This is a genomic window from Paenibacillus sp. JT22N15 (assembly GCF_059383755.1).
The window spans coordinates 131,819-150,932 of sequence record NZ_JBXENV010000012.1 but is presented as its reverse complement, the minus strand read 5'-3'; the positions used below and the strand labels follow the sequence as shown (position 1 = coordinate 150,932).

The following is a 19,114-nucleotide window of genomic DNA, read 5'->3' as shown; positions in this document are numbered from 1 at the left end:
TCATTTTACCGCAAAGGCGGTTTATTCAAAAAATGAAGCTGCAACAGCGGCCGGAGACCAACCTTTTCACGCAGCTTTCCCCTATATGCCATAAGACACTACGCACGAAGAAGGAGTTGCCCTATGAGAGTGGCTATCGTTCATGAATGGCTGGTAACCTATGCAGGTTCAGAGAAGGTAGTAGAACAACTGCTGAATATTTACCCTGACGCGGACCTGTTCTGTGTAATTGATTTTCTGGAAGAAAAGGACCGCCATATGCTGAAGGGAAAAAAGCCGATTACAACTTTTATTCAGCAGCTGCCTTTTGCGAAAAAAATGTACAAAACGTATCTTCCTTTTATGCCGCTGGCGGTCGAGCAGTTTGACTTATCCGGCTATGATGTCATCATATCCAGCTCGCATGCGGTCGCGAAAGGCATTATTACGGGCCCTGATCAAATTCATATTTCCTATGTGCATACGCCGATCCGTTATGCCTGGGATTTGCAGCATCAATATTTAAGCGAGCTGGGCAAGCTGAAGCAGCTCGTATCCAAGCTGCTGCTGCACCAAATTCGCATGTGGGATGTGCGGACAGCGAACGGCGTAGATGTGTTTCTTGCGAACTCGTCCTACATCGCCCGGCGCATTCACAAAATTTATCGCCGCCAGGCACAGGTAGTGTATCCGCCGGTTGAAGTGAAGGCGTTCGGCAATCACTCCAATCAGGATCGGAAAGAGTATTATTTTACTGCCTCGCGGCTTGTGCCGTATAAGCGGATTGATCTCGTTGTCGAGGCTTTTGCCAAAATGCCGGACAAGGAGCTGATCGTCATCGGCGACGGCCCGGAGATGAAGACGCTGAAGCAGCTGGCAACGCCGAACGTCAAGCTGCTCGGCTACCAGCCGAATGCCGTGCTGCTTAAGCATATGCAGCAGGCTAAAGCTTTTATTTTCGCAGGTGAAGAGGACTTCGGCATTAGCATGGTGGAGGCTCAGGCAGCGGGAACGCCGGTTATTGCTTACGGCAAGGGTGGTGCCCAGGATATCGTCAAAGGGCTGGGCGAGAACAATCCAACCGGTTTGTTCTTTGAGAAGCAGGATGCGGAATCGGTCATTGATGCGGTACGGCAGTTTGAGCTGCTGTCCTGGATGATGACGGATGCGAACTGCCGCCAAAATGCACAGCAGTTTTCGGTGGAGGCGTTTCTGTACCACATTTCCAGCATCGTCAGCGGTAGCTTCAATGAACGGTTTAACCCGATGAAAGTGCAGGCCTAGCTCGATGCTTGCCCGTTTGCCGAACAAGCTGGCGCTTTATGCCGCGATGCTGCTGTCTCTGGGCGTTATATGCCTCGCTTCCGTACAGCATGTTTACGTGCTGCTGTTCGTTGCTGCTGGAGCGCTCGCTTATGTCGCGATTAGGAAAGACGCCATTTATTATGTCGTCATTCCTGCGCTGCTGGCCTACCAGTTGTATTTGCCGCTTGCGGTTTCGGTGACGCTGTCGAGCCTCGTGCTCGTTATACTTTTGCTGCGCTCGGCTTCGCAAGGAAAGCTGATGCATTATTTTCGCACACAGCGGCTTGTTCGTTATTATGTTGCCTTGCTTATCGCGATGGCGGTGGGCATTATTTATGCCCCGGACCGGGTGCTCGGCTTTAAGCTGATTGCTTATTCCATCATAGGTTTGCTCGCTTTGCTGGCGGGCTACTATTACCGGGCTCGCGGGCTTTCCGTTGAACAGACGCTTCGCGGCATCCAGCATGTGTATTTGCCGATTGGCCTGCTGAACATTTATTTTATTATTGTTCCTGATCAGGAGCTGCAATTTTTAAGGTCGAAAATCGCGAGCTTCCTGATCGAGCCGAATACGCTGGCGGCGTTAATTAATGTAGATATTAAAGCTAACATTTTGGACCCCTTTAAGGCGGGAACGTTGTTCGTTAATACGAATGTGGCTTCGGTTTTTTTCGGGATGATGCTTTGTATTGCACTGTCGCTGCTGCTTCGCAAGGGCGGCCTGCTGCAGCTCGGCATCTGCTTCATTTATTTAGGCGCTATGCTGGCGACGCAATCACGCGCTGGCGTTCTCGCGCTTGGCATTGTGGTGCTGGCTTATGTGTGCATCCGGTTCCGCGTGCAAAAGCTGTTCAAGCTGTCGCTGCTGATCGTCATACCGGCAGCGATCATTCCTTTTGTCGTGACGGGCGATATTATTACGAATTTGACGAGCAGGCTGAATGCCGATGCGATCGAAGGCGATCCCCGGGCTTATATTTGGAAGTTCACCTTCCAAAACTTTGCCGAGCATCCGCTGCTGGGCCTTGGCTATGGCGGCTGGGAGCGGATTTTTCCATTTTACGCAGCGACGGTCGGCTTTAGCAGCAAGTATCCGCCGCATAACTTGTTTGTCATTATGTGGACGTGGAGCGGCCTGTTTGGACTGATTGCCCTCATTTTGCTGCTGTTTGGCATTTTATGGCGCGGCATTTGCCTTTATTATCGTACAGGCTCGGCACTCGATAGCTGTGTAATAGGAGCAGCGTTATTCGTTATCGTGCAAGGAATGTTTGATAACTTTTTCCTGCATGATCTGCGGGTTGCTTCTGTGTTCTTCTTTCTTGCGGGGCTTATCTTGTACGAGCAGCGCGAGGATAGCGAGGAAGAGCGAAGCAGCAACGATAGCAGAAGCCAGAGCGAAAATCTGGCGGGCAGCGGCGATGGGCAAGTGATTCAGGAGCGGGCTTTGATGCCGCAGACGGCAGAAGTTGGAGGAAAATGATGAGGATTGGCGTACTGAGAAATACCTTTTTGCCTGCATCGGAAACGTTTATTTATGAGCAGTTGAATCAATATCGGAATGTGCAGGTGGAGGTCATTACCCGGGAGGTCGCGAATCGCGATAAATTCCCTAATCAATGGAGCATCAACACCATTGTTGGCGCGGCAGGATCATCGCTTCAGAAGAAGCTGACGAAGCTGCTTTACACGCTGACCGTTACCTCCACGCGCCATATTAACCGAATCGTTGAGCAGCGCGAGATTGAGCTTGTGCATGCCCACTTCGGGGTAGATGCGGTCTATGCGGTTCCCGTCTGCAAGGAGCGCGGCATTCCGCTGTTCGCTACGTTTCACGGGTACGATATTACACGGCTGCCGAAGCTGATGCCTGGGCCGCTTTCCTGGCTCGTCTACTATATGAAGTTTAAGCGGCTTGTACGGGACACAACGTTGTTCCTTGCCGTTTCAAACCATATTAAGCAGAAGCTGATGGCGCATGGCGTACCTGAGCAAAAAATCAAAATCCATTATATCGGCATCGATTTGGCTAAAGTTTTTTATCGGGAAGCACCGGATCGTGACACGATTACGATTATGACCGTTGGCCGGCTGACCGAGAAGAAGGGCATCGCTTATTTAATTGAAGCGTTCCACCGATTGGCAGCCCGGCGCGAGCATGTGCGCCTCGTCATTGCCGGAGACGGGCCGCTGAGGCAGGCACTGACTGAGCTTGCTGCATCGGGAGCCGGGAGCGGGCGAATTACGTTCCTCGGCAGCATTCCCCACCATGAGGTGCTGAAGCGGCTCAGCGATTCGGATATTTTCTGCTTGCCAAGCGTAACAGCGAAGGATGGCGATCAGGAAGGGCTCGGCATGGTCATTTTGGAAGCTTCCGGAACGGGACTTCCCGTTGTTGCCACCAGCAGCGGCGGCATTAAGGACGCAGTGCAAAATGGCAAAACCGGCTATTTGGTAGAGGAGCGCAGCGCCGCCCAACTGGAAGAAAAGCTCGATATGCTCGTAACCAGCCAGCCGCTGCGCGCAGCCATTGGACAAAATGGCCGCGCCTTTGTTGAGCAGCAGTTCGATCTGCGCTTGCAGACGGAGAAGCTGGAGCAGCTCTATAAACAATATATTGGAGAGAAGCAGCATGTCTAAGCCATTTATTATTGTGTCAACCGCCGATTGGGATAACCCCTTCTGGACGAATAAGCAGCATATTGCCGACAGGCTCGCGGGCCGCGGACATCAGGTGCTGTATCTGAATTCGCTTGGCCTTCGCAAGCCGTCAAGCAATGGCAAGGATATTAAGCGCATTATAAAGCGGCTCAGTCAATTTTTTAGCGGGCTGCAGCACAAAAAAACAAATCTATGGGTATGGTCGCCAGTCGTCATCCCTTATCAGCGGTTCAGCTTCGTTCGGAAGCTGAACTTTTTTATTGTCCGGCAGTATGTGAAGCATTTCGCCCGGAAGCTTGGGATGGAGGATTACGTGCTGTGGACATACAATCCGCTGACGCAGCCGCTGCTGAATATGAGCGAGCAGCTGTCGGTTTACCACTGCGTAGACGAAATTTCCGCGCAGCCCGGCATGCCCGAGCAAATTATTAAGGAGCAGGAAGCGCGACTGGTGGAGGATGTCGATGTTGTTTTTGCTACGGCACCCAATCTGTATGAGACGCGCAAGGCGATCAACGAAAGCACTTATTACAGCCCGAATGTAGCGGAATTCAATCATTTTAACAAGGCGTTGTCGCCAGACACGGCCATTCCTGCGGAGCTTTTGCGGATGAAGGGTCCCAAGGTCGGCTTCATTGGTGCTATAAGCGGCTACAAGCTGGATTTGGCATTAATCGAAACGGTCGCGTCCCGCAACCCTCATGTGCATTTTGTGTTCATTGGACAGGTGGGAGAGGGCGACCCATGGACCGATGCAGATCGGCTTGGCCAGACGCCGAACATTCATTTGATCGGGCCGAAGCCGTATAGCGAGCTGCCGGGTTATTTGAAAGGCTTCGATGCCTGCCTGCTGCCTAACGTCATTAACGAATACACGACGAATATGTTTCCGATGAAATTTTTTGAATATTTATCAGCAGGCAAGCCGGTTGTCATGACGCCGCTGCCAGCGGTCAGGGATTACTATTCCTACTGCTATGTTGCCGCAGATGCGGATGCCTTCGACAAACAGCTGGGGCTGGCGTTGAATGAGGGGCTGCTAGACAATTACGAGCAGTTAATCCTGGATCGTGTTGCCGAAGCGAAAAAGCATGACTGGGAGTCGCGTATTGATACGATGCTCGCCGTCGTGGATGCGCATATCAAAGGCGCAGGCGCACCTGAGGCGCTGCGGGCAGCGAACTTGCCAGGAGAAGCGGCGCTGGACGCAGCCGTTTCACCAAGAAGCAGCAAAACTAGTAAAGCCGCTCGAAGCGTGGGCAGCAAAGCTTAGTATCGATAAAGACGAAGATAGAGGAGTGGAGGAGCTTGTTCGAACATATTGTGCACGAAGCTAATGTTCCGCTAAGCCGCATTACGACGATGAGCGTGGGCGGCCCTTGCCGTTATTACGTCATTCCGAAAAGCGTGGAGGACATTCGTTTTGTAACGGCGATTTGCGAGCGTTTCGGCTGGAAGCTGCTCATTATCGGCAATGGCTCGAATGTGCTTGTGGGTGACGAGGGCTTTGACGGTGTCGTCATGCATGTCGGCAAAGGCATGAAGGAATATGGCCTTCAAGGCGGCGAGCTGTATGCGGAAGCGGGCGTAGCGCTGCCAAGGCTGGCGTATTCCATGGCGAATGAAGGCATCGCCGGATTCGATTTTATGGCAGGCATTCCCGGCAGCGTAGGCGGGGGGCTCGTTATGAATGCTGGCTGCATCGGCAAGGAAATCGGCGATGTCGTCAGCAGCGTCACGCATGTCAGCGACACGGGCGAGGTGATTACGAGCAGCGCCGAGGAGCTGCAGTTTTCCTTCCGCCGGAGCTGGTTTCTGGATCGGCGCCACATTATTGTGAGCGCGCGTTTCCGGGCTGAAGCGGCAAGCGATCCCGCGCAGGTGATGGAAGCGACGAAGCGGGCGGCGGACATCCGCAAGGGCAAGTTCCCCATCAATGTCAAAACAGTGGGCAGCACCTTCAAAAGCCCTCCCGAAGGCCCGCATCCCGGCAGACTGATCGAAGAGGTCGGACTGAAGGGCTTTGTTATTGGCGGCGCACAGATTAGTACGGTGCACGCGAACTGGATCATTAATCAAGGCAGTGCCACAGCCAGCGACGTAAAGCGGCTCATTGAGCTGATGCAAACGACAGTAGCCAAGCAACTCGGCATCCTTATGGAGCCAGAAGTGCTGTTCGTATAAATAAAAAACAAAAGGGTGAGGAAAAAGGCGAGCGGAGTGAAAAGGCTGGTTGGAGAAGTGGAACGTCCGATTTTTGCAGCATGATTTATACCGCTAGAGCGGTTGATCCAATAAATGAAGTTGCAACAGCGGTCGGAAACTAGCCTTTTCGCGCAGCGATGTTCCTGTTTCTGCCCCCTTTAAAAAGGGAGAGAAAGCATATGGTACAAGCTCATTCAAGAGTGCTCGGCACAAAAAGGATTTCGGAGCCTTATTTATTAATTGAGGGAGGTTATCCCCTTTCAGGTGAAGTGTCGCTTCCCGGTGCCAAAAACTCGGCGCTGCCCGCTATTGTGGCTGCCTGCCTCTCCGATGAGGAGGTCGTGCTGCATAATGTGCCGCTTGAGCTGAATGACGTAGCGAAGCTCATCAAGCTGTTGAACGACTCCGGCGCAAACGTCGAGATTAAAGGCGACGAGCTTCACTGCAAGGGCAGCGCGTGGATGGGCGGCACGCTGAATGCGGAGCTGGCGGGCAAAATCCGCCACTCCCTGCTGCTGCTTGGAGCGGCAGCGCACTGGCGCAGCTCGCTATTCCTGCCGCTGCCGGGCGGCTGCAACATTGGCAGCCGCAAGCATGACATGCACGTAAGCGCGCTGCAGGAGCTTGGCTTTGCGATGGAGGAGAGCGAGCTCGGGCTTCACTTGCGCGAAAGCCAGCCGAAGGAGCGGACGGTCATTACGTTCCCGTATCCAACCTTTGGCGGCACGCTGAACGTTCTATTCGCTTCCGTTCGTTCGAATGCGGTTGTTGAGCTGCATAACGCGGCCCGCAATCCTGAGGTGCTGGACGTCATCAAGCTGCTGAACGATATGGGGGCAAATATTGAATGGCTGTCTTCGAACAGCCTGCAAATTACAGGCGTAGCGCGTCTTCACCGTGCAGACTTTACGGTAATGAGCGACCGCATTATCGCCTCGACGATTATTTCAGCGGTCGGTGCGACGAAAGGCTCGGCAACGATTCGCAATGCAACGACCCGCATTCTGGAGTCCGAAGTAGCCGTATGGCGGCAGGCGGGCCTGAAAATAGAAGAAATCGACAATGGCATTTATGTGGAATGGAATCGTCCACTGGAAGCGGTGAACGTCACGACGGCTGCTTATCCGGGCTTCCATACCGATATTCAACCGCTGCATACCGTATTGATGATGAATGCAAGTGGAACGAGCGAGCTGAAGGAGACGATTCTCGACGGACGCTTCTCCTACTGCTACGAGCTGAACAAGCTGGGCGCAAACATCGAGGTGAAGGATGGCGGCTTCCTTTGCGTCAATGGGGCAGCGGGACAGACAGCTGTCATTCATGGCGTAGATGAGCTGTATGGCACCGATCTGGTTGCCACCGATATTCGCGGCGGAGCGGCGGTTGCGGTTGCTGCGCTGGCGGCTGTTGGGACAAGCCGGATTACGAATTTGTACCAGCTGGAGCGGGGCTACGGCAACTTCACTGAAATTTTCACAGCGCTGGGCGCGCAGATCATGAAGGTGAACCACTAGCATGCTGTTTCAGATTTTAACAACGATCGGCACCCGGCTGCTTGTATTATTCGGAGCTTTTATCGTTTCGGTACTGACAGCCAGACTGCTGGGTCCTGAAGGCAAGGGGATGATAACGGCCATACTCGTCATCCCTACGCTCGTTGTGACGATCGCCGATCTTGGCATCCGGCAGGCGGCTGCTTATCTCATCGGTAAAAAATTATTTAACTATAACGATATTGTATCGACCTTATTATTCATGTGGTTAATCTCATCCTCCCTCAGCGTGGCTGTCGTGATGGGCATTTTGCTGCTCCAGTATGGAGGAGAGTACAGCTGGGAGCTGCTTGTCATTTGTACACTGACCGTGCCCGTCAATCTAGCGATTCAATATTTACGCGGCATTATGCAGGGCAAAGGCAATATTGGCAGCATTAATAAGGTGGAAATTATTAAGACGGCACTTAATTTCATCATTTTGCTTATTCTCGTCTGGGCGCTTGGCATGGGCGTTCTCGGAGCGGCGCTGACACAGCTGCTGATGGCGGCGTTCACGCTAGGCTACTCTATGAAACTGCTGCTTGGCGAAGTGAAATTCAAGTTCAAATATATTCACCCCATTCCGCAGCAGATGATGCGGCAGGGCTTTTCCTTTGCGCTTGCGCTGTTCATTATTCAGCTTAATTACCGGGTGGACGTCATTATTTTGGAGCGGTTCACGAATGTCATCGAGGTCGGCATCTATTCGGTTGGCACGAATCTCGCCGAGCTGATCTGGCAGCTGCCAGCTGCCATTGGGCTCATTTTATTTTCACGCAGCGCAAGCTCAAGCAGCAGTCAGGCGGCGGTCGAACGGACAGCGAAGCTGATACGCGTCATTATGCCTGTGCTTCTCGTATTCGGCGTCTTCTTCTGGTTCATGTCGCCGCTATTTATTCGTCTGCTATATGGAGCAGATTTTGCCGAATCGGGACAGGTTATCCGCTACTTGCTGCCGGGCATCATCGCGATGGTGCTGTTCAAGCTGATCCATTCCGACCTGTCGGGCAGAGGCGCGCCGCTGTTCTCGCTGCGGGTATCGGTTATTGCGCTCATTATGAATGTCGTGCTCAATTTCATTCTCGTTCCCAAATACGGCGCGGTAGGGGCATCGATTTCGTCCAGCATTAGCTACATGTATGCGGGCGTTGCTTTTATTATTTTTTACGCACGGCGTGAATCCATTAGCTTGTCCAGGCTTTTAATTTTGAACAAAGAGGACTGGGCGCAAATCAAAAGTAAAATCGGCTCGATCGGCCTTCGTTTCATGAAGCTGCGAAGCCGCTAAAGGGCCCGAAATAACGGAGGTGAGGACATGCTGGTATCGATCATCACGGTGTATTACAACCGGGTCAATCAAGTGAAGGAGTCGATTCAAAGCCTGCTTGACCAAACGTATGCGAATACGGAAATAATTTTGGTCGATGACGGTTCGACGGACGGCACGCTGCAGGCGCTGGAAGCTTTTCAAGATCCGCGCATTCGGCTGATCAGCCACAGCAATCGCGGCTTCACCCGTTCGGTCATTGAAGCGGTGAAGCAGAGCAGGGGAGAGGTTGTAGCCATTCACGGCTCCGGCGATATTTCGTTCCCGCAGCGTATTGAGGAGCAGGTAAAGGTGCTTCAAAGCAGGCCAGATGTCGGCGTCGTAGGCTGTATCGTCGAGAACGTCAACAAGGTGACGAATACAACGACGATCTATAACAAGTACAAGCAGGGCATTAAGGGCATCGATCAGCTGCTGCAAAATAACTTCTACACCCACGGCGAGGTTATGTTCCGCCGCGATGCTTACGAGCAGGCGGGCGGCTACCGCGAGCTGTTCAAGTTCACGCAGGATTACGATTTATGGCTGCGGATGGGGCTCGTCACGGAGTTTGCGCTTGTCGAGAAGCTGCTGTATCGCAGATACACATTGCCTGACGGCGTAAGCGGCTCCGTTGAAAAAATGATGGTGCAGCAATATCTTGCTGAACTGGGCAGACAGTGCGCCGAGCTTCGTATTCGCGAAGGGCGCGACCTGATTGACCGCTACGGCGTGCACGCCCTATTTTTTCTGAAAAGATCGAAGCGCCTGGCGCTCAAGCTGTTTAATCTCGGCGTTTCCGCCATTGTGAATGAGCGGGACATGGATAAAGCGAAGCGGCTCGTGCAGCTCAGCCTCGAACAAAATTGGACGGCAAGAGGCAGCGTGCTATCGGGGCTGCTAGCTGTGCTGACCCGTTTCGAGGGCGGCAAAAAAGCGATGCTGTCGATGCTGCTGTTGCTGCGTCAGGTGAAGAAAAAGGTAGAGAAAGCGGCGTAAAGCAAGTGCCGCTATATTCTTGAGGTTTTAGAAGCGTGGTGAAAAAGCGGAGCGGAATGAAAAGCTTGGACTGGAGAAGCGACAGCGCTCGCTTTTACCCTTGAATTTCCGCCTATATAGGCGATTCAAAGAAATTCAAGGGTAATGGCGATCGGAAGCCAAGCTTTTCAAAATATAAGAAAGTATAAGTATTCTCTTTATACTTGGCTTATATTTCACCGCGAAACGTTAGCATTACCGCCAGAGGACGGCAAAGTCGTTTACGCTTGTGCAGCGCAGCTTTTCTTTCACCACAGTTTCAATTGCAAAAGGAGGAGCAAAACCAATGAAGCTGATTCTTTTATCCGGCGGTTCAGGTAAACGGCTGTGGCCGCTATCTAATGATGCAAGGTCGAAGCAATTTTTGCGTATTTTGGATGGGCCCGGCGGGCTAAAGGAATCGATGGTCGAGCGGGTATGGCGCCAGCTGGGCGAGACGGGCCTGCAAAGCTCATCCTATATCGCCGCAGGCAAGGCGCAGGAGGAAATGATTCGGGTGCATGCCGGCTTGTCGGTGCCGCTCATTATTGAACCAGAGCGGCGGGATACGTTCCCGGCTATCGCTTTATCGGCGGTTTATTTGTACTCCGTTGCCGGAGTCAGCCTGGATGAGGTCGTGACGATTCTCCCGGTTGACCCCTATGTGGAGGATGCCTTCTTCCATAAAATAAGCGAGCTTGAGCAGGTCATTCGCGATTCTGGCTGCGATATGGCGCTGATGGGCGTCAAACCGACCTTCCCATCGGAAAAATACGGCTACATCGTGCCGGAGACTGACGAGCCTAAGCTGATTATTAATGCGGCAGGCGACGTCACGGAAGCGGAAGTGAATGACGCAGAAACAGGCAATGCCCGCTCGTACAGGCTTGTTCGGCACTTCACTGAAAAGCCGCGCGAGGATGCGGCATCCGAGCTAATGCAGCGCGGAGCGCTTTGGAACTGTGGCGTGTTCGCCTTCAAGCTCGGCTATTTGATTAATCTGCTCATCGAGAAGCGGATTCCAATTCAATACGACGAGCTCGTCAATCAATACAGCACGCTGGTGAAAACAAGCTTCGATTACGAGGTCGTTGAGCGGGCCAAGCAGGTTGCTGTGCTTCCTTTTGACGGCTGCTGGAAAGACCTTGGCACCTGGAACACGCTGACAGAAGAAATGGGAACGTCGGAGCTTGGCGAGCATATTACGACAGAGCTTGCAACGGATACGCATGTCATTAACGAGCTGGGTATTCCGATTACGATTCTGGGCATCAAAAATGCTATCGTCGCTGCTAGCCCCGACGGCATTCTCGTTTCCGACAAAGCGTCCAGCCCGCGCATTAAAGAAGTGCTGAAAAATAGCGATAAGCGCCCGATGTACGAGGAACGCAGATGGGGCTACTACATCGTGCTTGATTATTTGAAATATCCGGACGGCAGCGAGGTCATGACGAAGCGCGTCTGCCTCGATAGAGGGAAAAACTTCAGCTATCACTATCATAACAATCGCTGCGAGGTGTGGACGATTTTGTCCGGTGAAGGCGAAATGATGCTCGATGACCAGCTGCGGACCGTAAAGGCTGGCGACATTATTAACATCCCTCTAGGCAGCAGACACTGCCTGCTTGCCCTTACACCGATGGAAATGATCGAGGTTATGAGAGGAACGCAGCTTGTAGAAGAGGAGAGCGTCAGGCTGGAAGCGGATTGGAATGACATTATGCAATATTGCATGATTTGAAGGAGCTAACAGGATGAGGAATGCTATTGCAGAGCAGCTGGATTATGCGATTGATCGGAGATACGAGCGCTGGAGGGAAGCAGAACTGCCCTTTTACCTTCGAAAAGAGCTCGGAGAGCTTGGAGCAGGCGATTTGACCGACCGCTTCTACAAGCATCTTCACCTTGGGCCGGAAGGCGTGCGGGAGAAGGTAGGCGCAGGAACGAACCGGATGAACATCTACACGGTGCGCCGCATCGCGCTGGCGCTTGCTGGGGAAATTCGCAGCGGCGGCGAGGAGGCGAAGCAGCGCGGTGTTGCGATTGCTTTTGACAGCCGAATTTTATCGCGGGTGTTCGCGGAACAGGCAGCGCTCGTGCTGGCCAAAAACCGCGTGAAGGTTTATCTTTTCGAGCAGGCCCGGCCTACGCCGGAGCTCTCCTTCGCTGTCCGTTTTCTGCAAGCGGCAGCCGGGCTGATGATTACAGCCGGCCATTATCCTTATGATTACAACGGCGTCAAGCTGTTCAGCTCAGATGGCGCTGTCATGGCGCCGGAATACAATCAACTCGTAGCAAGGCGCATGGAGGGCATTGAGGAGGAGGTTGCCATTCCGCTGATGGATGCGGAGGAGGCGGTGCGGCAAAGGCTGCTTGTACTTGTCGGTACAGAGGTGGACAAGGCTTACCACAGCAAGCTAGCGGACATTATCGTTCGCCCGACAGCCTTTCGAGCTGGGCGCTCGCGGCTGCGCGTTATATATACGCCGCTGCATGGCAGCGGAGGGCAGACGCTGCTGGAGCTGCTGAAGCAAATGGGCTATCGCGATGTGGAAAGCGTGCCGGAGCAGTCCCAGCCAGACCCGCTTTTTCCGACCATTGATGAACCAGACCCTAACAATTCCAATTCTTACGGGCGGGCGCTGCTGCTCGCCGAGCGGAAGCAGACGGATCTGATTATGGCGACCGATCCCGAATCGCAGCAGCTGGGTGCAATGGCTCGGGACAAAAGCAGGGAGTTCCGCTTGCTGTCCGCGAACCAGCTAGGCAGCTTGCTGCTTGAATATCTTTGCGCGCAGAAGCGTGCCAATGAGCCGGTTTACCCGGCAGCCTTCTACAAGTCACTGCTGACGACGGAGCTTAGCACAGCGATAGCAAGACGCTACGGTCTTCACATCGTAGAGACGCCGCCGGGCTTCCGCCATATTGCCGCTCGCATAGCGGAGGAGGAGCAGCTTGGGGCGAGAAAATATTTTTTCGCCTTTGATGAGACGGGCGGCTGCTTGCCGCAGGCGTTCGTCAGAGATAAGGATGCCATGCAGACGCTGCTGCTCACAACAGAGATGGCGGCTTTTTATAAAAGCCGCGGCCTGACACTATGGGATCAGCTGCACAAGCTTTATGAGGCATATGGCTTTTATTTGGAGGATCAGGTCAGCCTGTCCTTTCCCGGCCTTGAAGGCTCGCAGCGGCTGCGCAATGTGATGCGCAAGCTGCGGGGCGAAGTGCCGGAGAAGCTTTCCTCGCTGCGGATTCGCAGCATTTACGATTCCGAGGAGCACGGCGTGCGAGCGCTCGGCTTCAGCAAGGAAGCTGCGAATCAGGAGCTGGGGGCGAATGTGATCAAATATGTTTTCGAGGATGGAGCTTGGTGCGCGCTTCAGCCTACCGGGGCAGGCACGTCGCTGCGGCTTTACTACGGAGCGAAGGATTGGAGCGAGGTGCGCTGCAGGCGCAGGCTGGCAGCAATTCGTACGGCGCTGCTCTACGATGTGGAGACCATTTTATAATAGAAAATTTCAAAATAAATGATAGGAGCTGGAGCTTGATGAACGTAACAGTGATAGGAACGGGATATGTAGGATTGGTATCGGGCGTATGTTATGCGGAGAAAGGCAATCATGTCATCTGTGTCGATAAGGATGTAAGCAAAATTGAGCGCCTGCGCAGCGGTGAAATTCCCATTTATGAGCCAGGGCTCAAAGAGCTGGCCGATAGCAATACGGCGGCAGGACGCCTCTCCTTCACCGATGATTTGACCGAAGCGATGGCTCTGGCGGATGTTGTCATTATTGCGGTAGGCACGCCGCCGCTGCCGAATGGCGAAGCGGATATGCGATTTGTCGAGCTGGTAGCACGTGAAATCGGCTATGCGCTTAACGGCTATAAGGTTGTTGTTGTGAAAAGCACAGTGCCGGTCGGCACGAACGAACGCGTTCGCGGCATTGTGGCAGCGATCAGCGATTACCCGTTCGATATCGCCTCCGTTCCTGAGTTTCTGCGCGAAGGCTCGGCAGTCAAGGATACTTTAAATCCAGACCGCATCGTTATCGGCTCGGAGAGCACGCGTGCAGCAGAGGTACTGACAAGCCTGCACAAGCCGTTTACCGACCAGCTGATTATGACGGATATCCGCAGCGCCGAGATGATCAAATACGCTTCCAATGCGTTTCTAGCTACGAAAATATCGTTCATCAATGAAATTGCCAACATTTGCGAAAAAGTAGGCGCGGATGTGACCGAGGTTGCCCACGGCATGGGGCTCGACCGCCGGATAGGTTCCTCCTTCCTGCGCGCTGGCATTGGCTATGGCGGCTCCTGCTTTCCGAAAGATACGAAGGCATTAATTCAAATTGCCGGCAATGTGGAATACGACTTCAAGCTGCTCAAGTCGGTCGTAGAGGTCAATCAGCATCAGCGCTACGGCGTCATCGACAAGCTCAAGCGGGCGCTAGGCAGCATGCATGGCAGACGCATTGCGATTTGGGGCCTTGCGTTTAAGCCGGAAACCGATGATGTAAGAGAAGCGCCTGCGATTGAAATTATTGAATCGCTGCTTGCGCTTGGCGCAATTCCACGCGTAACGGACCCCATTGCGGTCGAAAATTTCCGTTCCCTGCTGAATCACCCTTCTATTGAATGGTGCGATTCCGCGCTTGATGCGGCGAAGCAATGCGACGCTGTCTGCCTGCTCACGGAGTGGGAGGACTACACGAAGCTTGATCTCAAGGAAGTGGAGCGCGTCATGGCGAGCCCCATTCTCATTGACGGCCGCAATGCGATCAGCAAAGAGCAACTGGAAGGCACGTTATTCGCCTACTATCCGGTGGGCAGACCTATGATGAACATCGAAGACATTGCGATCCATGAATTGATTTAGGCAGATTAGTTGAATTTGCTTGATGAAAAACAAGCGAACTCAACAGATTTAAACGGTTTTAAACGTTTTTAAACGGGTTTGAACGGTTTCGAATAGGTGATACGCAGTATTCACCGCTGCTTTTCCTAATGTCTAAGAAAAAAATGCTAGAAGGATTTTTGAAAAGGCAAGCGGAGTGGGAGGTTTGAGTTGGAGAAGCGGGAGCGTTCGTATTTGCCCCATGATTTTGACCGCTTAAGCGGATTAATTCAAGGAAATCAGGGGGCAATAACGATCGGAAACCAAGCCTTCCACGCAGTGCAGTTCCTTTTCAACAGCCTTCTACATCGATTTTCCATTTTCGAAAGAAGAGGTGAGGACGTAATGAGGTTTACGAAAAAAATCGTCTCCGCTGCCCTGGCGGCAGCTGTTGCGGGTACGGCGCTGTCCGGATTGCCGCTCAGCGAGCGGGGCTTGCTGGAGAAGCTCGGCATTGTTCAGACGGCGCATGCGGGTGCAGCTGAATCCTTTTACAGCAGTGAGTTTGTTAAACGCCTGCTGGAGCTGCATCAATATTTGCAAATGGGCGATCCGGCTGACGTACAGGAGGTCAGAGACCTGCGGGACGAAATTGCAACGCTCAGCTTTGAAGCCAATGGCCAATTGATTGCTCCAATATGGAATAAGCTGGCTGGCAAAATAGACCCTTCTGTTCAGCAGCCGCTTTTCGACTTTATGGTAGCGGCGGGAAGCCTGCAATATGATCCTTCTTTTGATAATTTAGAGGCGATTCGCAAAAACCCGGCCTATAGCGGCGCTTTGCAGGCAGTAGCAGCACTTGCGAGGCAAAATCATCTCACAGTGGATGACGCCATGCAGTTTATGAATGCGCTGGAGCAAAAAACGACGTCGCTAGTTTCGGAGAAAAGCAATACCGAGCTGCTGCTTCTAATGGCGAGCGAAAGTGAGCAGACGAAGCTGCTTGGCGATGCGCTGGAAACGGTTCTTTCCGATACCTCGACCTACAAAGTGAGTGCTGTATTAGCCAAGCTGGACATTACGAAAAAAGACATGGTAGATACCGTCACCAATTTCCGCAACCAGCTTAAGAAGGAGGTTCCAGCCATCCGCTCCATGATGATTGCTTATATGCGATCGGGTGCGAAGGAGACGGTGGACATCGACCATGAGGGCCGCAAGCATACGTACAAGCTTTCGATTTTTGGTCGTGAGGTTCCCAAAGAATTGCTGGTCTGGTCCAAAACGTCAGGCAGCAAAGATGTAAAAGTTGCGCAGTCGGGCGTAGTAACGATACCGGGCTCGGTCGTTTCGGCGAAAGCGACGCTGCGGGCAAGCCTGCTCGGCAAAGTGCTTTTCGAGAAGGAAGTGACGCTCGGCAAGGAGGAGCCTGAAGTACCAGAGGACGACCTTCTAGCCGAATACCACAAGGAAATGAATACGATCATTTCGCAGTGGTCGCAGTCGTCGTCCGAGCAGAAGCAAGTGCTGCTAGGCCAGGCGGTAGAACTGCTGCAGACGACCTGGAAGCAGGAAAATACATTCGACGTTACACCGTATGTGACGGTCGATAAGGGCTATATCATTTTCAAGCCGCCGGTTGAAGCGATGCAAAACTATTTGACTCGGCGCGAAGCGGTATGGAAGGTGCTCGGCGAAAGCTTCGCCAAGCTGGGAACGGGCAGCAGCATTGACCAGTATATTGTGAATATGCCTTATTTCAATTTTAGCGAATATTTGAGCGGCTCGACATTGACAGCGGGAGCCCAGGAGGAGATTTTGCCTGCTGAAACGCCCAGTCTTGTAAATCCGGACGTCGGTCAGGCAGTTGCCGAGGCTGCGACAGATGCTGTAACAGAAGCGGTGCTGGAGGATACGCTTGAAACGGAGGTTTCGATTGTTTATCCGGTAGATCAAGCGGCCGCAATCGTAAATCCTGCCCCCTCATCCTTTCAAGATCTGGACAGCGTATATGCATGGGCAGGCAAGGAAATTGAAGCGATAGCAGCCAAAGGCATTATTGACGGTGTGGAGGATTTGCATTTTGATCCAAACAAAATGGTGACGCGGGCGGAGTTTGCCAAAATGCTCATTCGGTCGCTGGATTTGAAAAATGCATCGTCAGACAGCACGTTCAAAGACGTGCCTGCCAGCCAATGGTATGCGCCATATGTGAGCGCAGCTGTGAAGAACGGCCTTGTACAAGGCCGAAGCGGCAATCGCTTCGAGCCGGAGGCAACCATTACGCATGCTGAAATGGCAACGATGATTGCAAGGGCGGCGAAGCTGTCGAAGGGATTAGAAGTGCCATCCGACGTAAAAGCCGCACTTGCCGATATGAAAGATGCGGACAACCTGCATCCATCGTTGAAGGCGGGCGTTGCCTTCGCGGCAGCGAACAGCCTGCTTCCACTGGAGCAGGGCAGCTTTCCGGTCAATGCCAATACGACACGCGCCGAAGCAGCGGTCATGCTGTATCGTTTGATTAATCTATAGCTCAAGCTATAGCCCAAGTTTTAACCTGCAGCATAATGGCCCAAATGCCGGATAAAGGTGATAACACCTTTGTCCGGCTCTTTTCGCGTAAGAAAGGATGGATACAGGATGAAAAAACGCATTTGGAAGACGATTTTAATAACCGCTGCAACGATCGCTGTTCTGCTTATCGGTACGGTCGGTTTCTTCTATTGGAAAATCAGCTCGATCAGCTTGGAGGATATCCAGCAGCGGCGTGCCGCTTTAGTGGCTGAGCAGGATGGCACGGCACCAGCCTCTGGCGGGGCGGCCAATCAGGCGGAGCTGCCGTCCTCACTCGATAGTGCGGTTGGCAAAGCGGAGCAAATCGCAGGCAAGACTATCAAATCCGATGACGCGCTGGACGTTGCTGCTATTTTGCTGAACTCCGGGCTTTCATTCCGCGAAATGTATATTTTGCTGGGGCAATCGGATGAGGAGCTGACGACGGAGGAAAAGCAGGCCATACGCGATTTGCTGCTGGCTAAGCTGACGACGGAGGAAATTGACGCCCTGCGTTCCATTACGAAGCAATATGGTAAATATTTGGCGATCGTGGACACGAACTATCCGATAGAAGCGGTTGGCGAGAAGGATGATGCGAAGCGCAAGGCGATTTTGGAAAAAGCGAAGCAGGCCAAGGAGGAAGAAGAGGGCAAGCAAGCTGCGGAGGCGAACGGTCAAGAGACGGCTTCCTCCCAGGCAAGCTCGGCTGGCAAGACGGACGGAACTGCAATAACGGATGAGCCAGGCAAGCCGTCAGGCGGGAAAGCAAGTACGGCTACGGACAACAAGACAGCAAGCCAGACGAAGGATACTCAAAGCAAGACCAAATCTCTCAACAGCAAATATGAGTCACAGCTTTCGGCATTAAAAGGAAAATGCGTCAGCAATGCCAATCAGCTAATGACACAGGTTGTTGCGGCAATAAACAAAAGCTCGGAACTGGATGAAAAGGCGTTGCAAGGGGAGCTGCTGGGGAAAATTGCTGCTGCAGAGGCTTCTTGCGATAAACAATACCAAGCATTAATTAACAAGGCTGAAACAGAATATAAGGAAGCTGGTATAGCCTTTGCTAAAAAATCAACGTGGACGCAGGAATATCAATCCATTAAAGCGGAAATTCGCAGCAGCGCCATCAACAAACTGAACGCTGTTCAAGCAAGCGGATAAGGGTCACCGACTAGGAAGGATTTTGTGAAGGGTCGCCGGATGAAGTGCGGTCGCGCACAACGCGTTCAAGCAGCATCCGGACAAGCTCTAAATCCTCCTGCTCCAGCGGAACGCCGTCCCAATGAAGCTGCTCATGATTGAAAAACTCCTTGGCGTTGTTGCTCGGTTCCTGTTGATCAGGATAGTCCGTTAATCCTAGCAAATAATCGGATGTCGTATTCAATTTCTTCGCAATGCTTTGAATGGTCTCCAAAGTAGGCTGCCGATAGCCGGATTCATAGCCTGCATAGGTACTCTTAGCCACGCCTACGGTATCCGCTAGTTGCTGCATGGAGTACTTTCTTTTTTTTCTGAGTTGTTTAAGGCGTTTAGCAAACATGAGGACCTCCTATTAACCTTCGGTAACTACAAACATTTTACAGATATTAAAAACCAATTACAACCGATGCCAGCACGGCCGAAAGGCGTAAAATGCTAGATTTTTCAACGGCTGATCATTTAGGCCTATGTCTAGATTAACAACCTCAGAGCAGCAACACA

14 protein-coding genes are annotated in these 19,114 nt (G+C 52.6%); 13 read left to right on the top strand and 1 reads right to left on the bottom strand.

Annotated elements, in window-relative coordinates; genetic code table 11:
- Positions 1 to 123 precede the first annotated feature (123 nt).
- From AC50X8_RS23225 to AC50X8_RS23165, 13 genes are all read left to right on the top strand, one after another.
- Positions 124 to 1,263: a glycosyltransferase family 4 protein gene (locus tag AC50X8_RS23225; protein WP_046233572.1), complete on the top strand. Its 1,140-nt coding sequence runs from the start codon at positions 124 to 126 to the stop codon at positions 1,261 to 1,263.
- A 4-nt stretch (positions 1,264 to 1,267) separates the two neighbouring features.
- Positions 1,268 to 2,767, top strand: a complete 1,500-nt coding sequence (locus tag AC50X8_RS23220) for an O-antigen ligase family protein (RefSeq protein ID WP_056033755.1) — start codon at positions 1,268 to 1,270, stop codon at positions 2,765 to 2,767.
- Positions 2,767 to 3,924: a glycosyltransferase gene (locus AC50X8_RS23215; RefSeq protein ID WP_056033758.1), complete on the top strand. Its 1,158-nt coding sequence runs from the start codon at positions 2,767 to 2,769 to the stop codon at positions 3,922 to 3,924. The genes AC50X8_RS23220 and AC50X8_RS23215 overlap by 1 nt, the downstream gene beginning before the upstream one ends.
- The gene (locus AC50X8_RS23210; protein WP_494881763.1) at positions 3,917 to 5,218 is read left to right on the top strand and encodes a glycosyltransferase; all 1,302 of its coding nucleotides are present in this window, start codon (positions 3,917 to 3,919) and stop codon (positions 5,216 to 5,218) included. The genes AC50X8_RS23215 and AC50X8_RS23210 overlap by 8 nt, the downstream gene beginning before the upstream one ends.
- A 35-nt stretch (positions 5,219 to 5,253) precedes the next feature.
- Positions 5,254 to 6,129 carry a UDP-N-acetylmuramate dehydrogenase gene (gene murB / locus AC50X8_RS23205; RefSeq protein WP_494881761.1) on the top strand — a complete coding sequence of 292 codons (876 nt, stop codon included), beginning with the start codon at positions 5,254 to 5,256 and terminating at the stop codon, positions 6,127 to 6,129.
- A gap of 200 nt (positions 6,130 to 6,329) precedes the next feature.
- Positions 6,330 to 7,667 (top strand): UDP-N-acetylglucosamine 1-carboxyvinyltransferase, encoded by a 1,338-nt coding sequence (locus AC50X8_RS23200; protein ID WP_056033766.1) that lies wholly within the window; start codon positions 6,330 to 6,332, stop codon positions 7,665 to 7,667.
- 1 nt (position 7,668) lies between these two features.
- On the top strand, positions 7,669 to 8,976 hold the full coding sequence (locus AC50X8_RS23195; RefSeq protein WP_494862485.1) for an oligosaccharide flippase family protein: 1,308 nt from the start codon (positions 7,669 to 7,671) through the stop codon (positions 8,974 to 8,976).
- 27 nt (positions 8,977 to 9,003) lie between these two features.
- Positions 9,004 to 9,993 carry a glycosyltransferase gene (locus AC50X8_RS23190; protein ID WP_056033773.1) on the top strand — a complete coding sequence of 330 codons (990 nt, stop codon included), beginning with the start codon at positions 9,004 to 9,006 and terminating at the stop codon, positions 9,991 to 9,993.
- A gap of 325 nt (positions 9,994 to 10,318) precedes the next feature.
- On the top strand, positions 10,319 to 11,752 hold the full coding sequence (locus AC50X8_RS23185) for a sugar phosphate nucleotidyltransferase (RefSeq protein ID WP_056033776.1): 1,434 nt from the start codon (positions 10,319 to 10,321) through the stop codon (positions 11,750 to 11,752).
- Between the two features lie 13 nt (positions 11,753 to 11,765).
- On the top strand, positions 11,766 to 13,520 hold the full coding sequence (locus AC50X8_RS23180) for a phospho-sugar mutase (protein WP_056033778.1): 1,755 nt from the start codon (positions 11,766 to 11,768) through the stop codon (positions 13,518 to 13,520).
- A gap of 38 nt (positions 13,521 to 13,558) precedes the next feature.
- Positions 13,559 to 14,890, top strand: coding sequence for a UDP-glucose dehydrogenase family protein (locus AC50X8_RS23175; protein WP_473759163.1), 1,332 nt, complete (start codon positions 13,559 to 13,561; stop codon positions 14,888 to 14,890).
- A 363-nt stretch (positions 14,891 to 15,253) separates the two neighbouring features.
- Positions 15,254 to 17,383, top strand: a complete 2,130-nt coding sequence (locus AC50X8_RS23170) for an S-layer homology domain-containing protein (protein ID WP_494881759.1) — start codon at positions 15,254 to 15,256, stop codon at positions 17,381 to 17,383.
- A gap of 108 nt (positions 17,384 to 17,491) precedes the next feature.
- Positions 17,492 to 18,574, top strand: coding sequence for a hypothetical protein (locus AC50X8_RS23165; RefSeq protein WP_494862481.1), 1,083 nt, complete (start codon positions 17,492 to 17,494; stop codon positions 18,572 to 18,574).
- A 10-nt stretch (positions 18,575 to 18,584) separates the two neighbouring features.
- On the opposite strand, the gene AC50X8_RS23160 is transcribed toward AC50X8_RS23165, so the two are convergent.
- Positions 18,585 to 18,953: a helix-turn-helix domain-containing protein gene (locus AC50X8_RS23160; RefSeq protein WP_056033790.1), complete on the bottom strand. Its 369-nt coding sequence runs from the start codon at positions 18,951 to 18,953 to the stop codon at positions 18,585 to 18,587.
- Between the last annotated feature and the right edge of the window lie 161 nt (positions 18,954 to 19,114).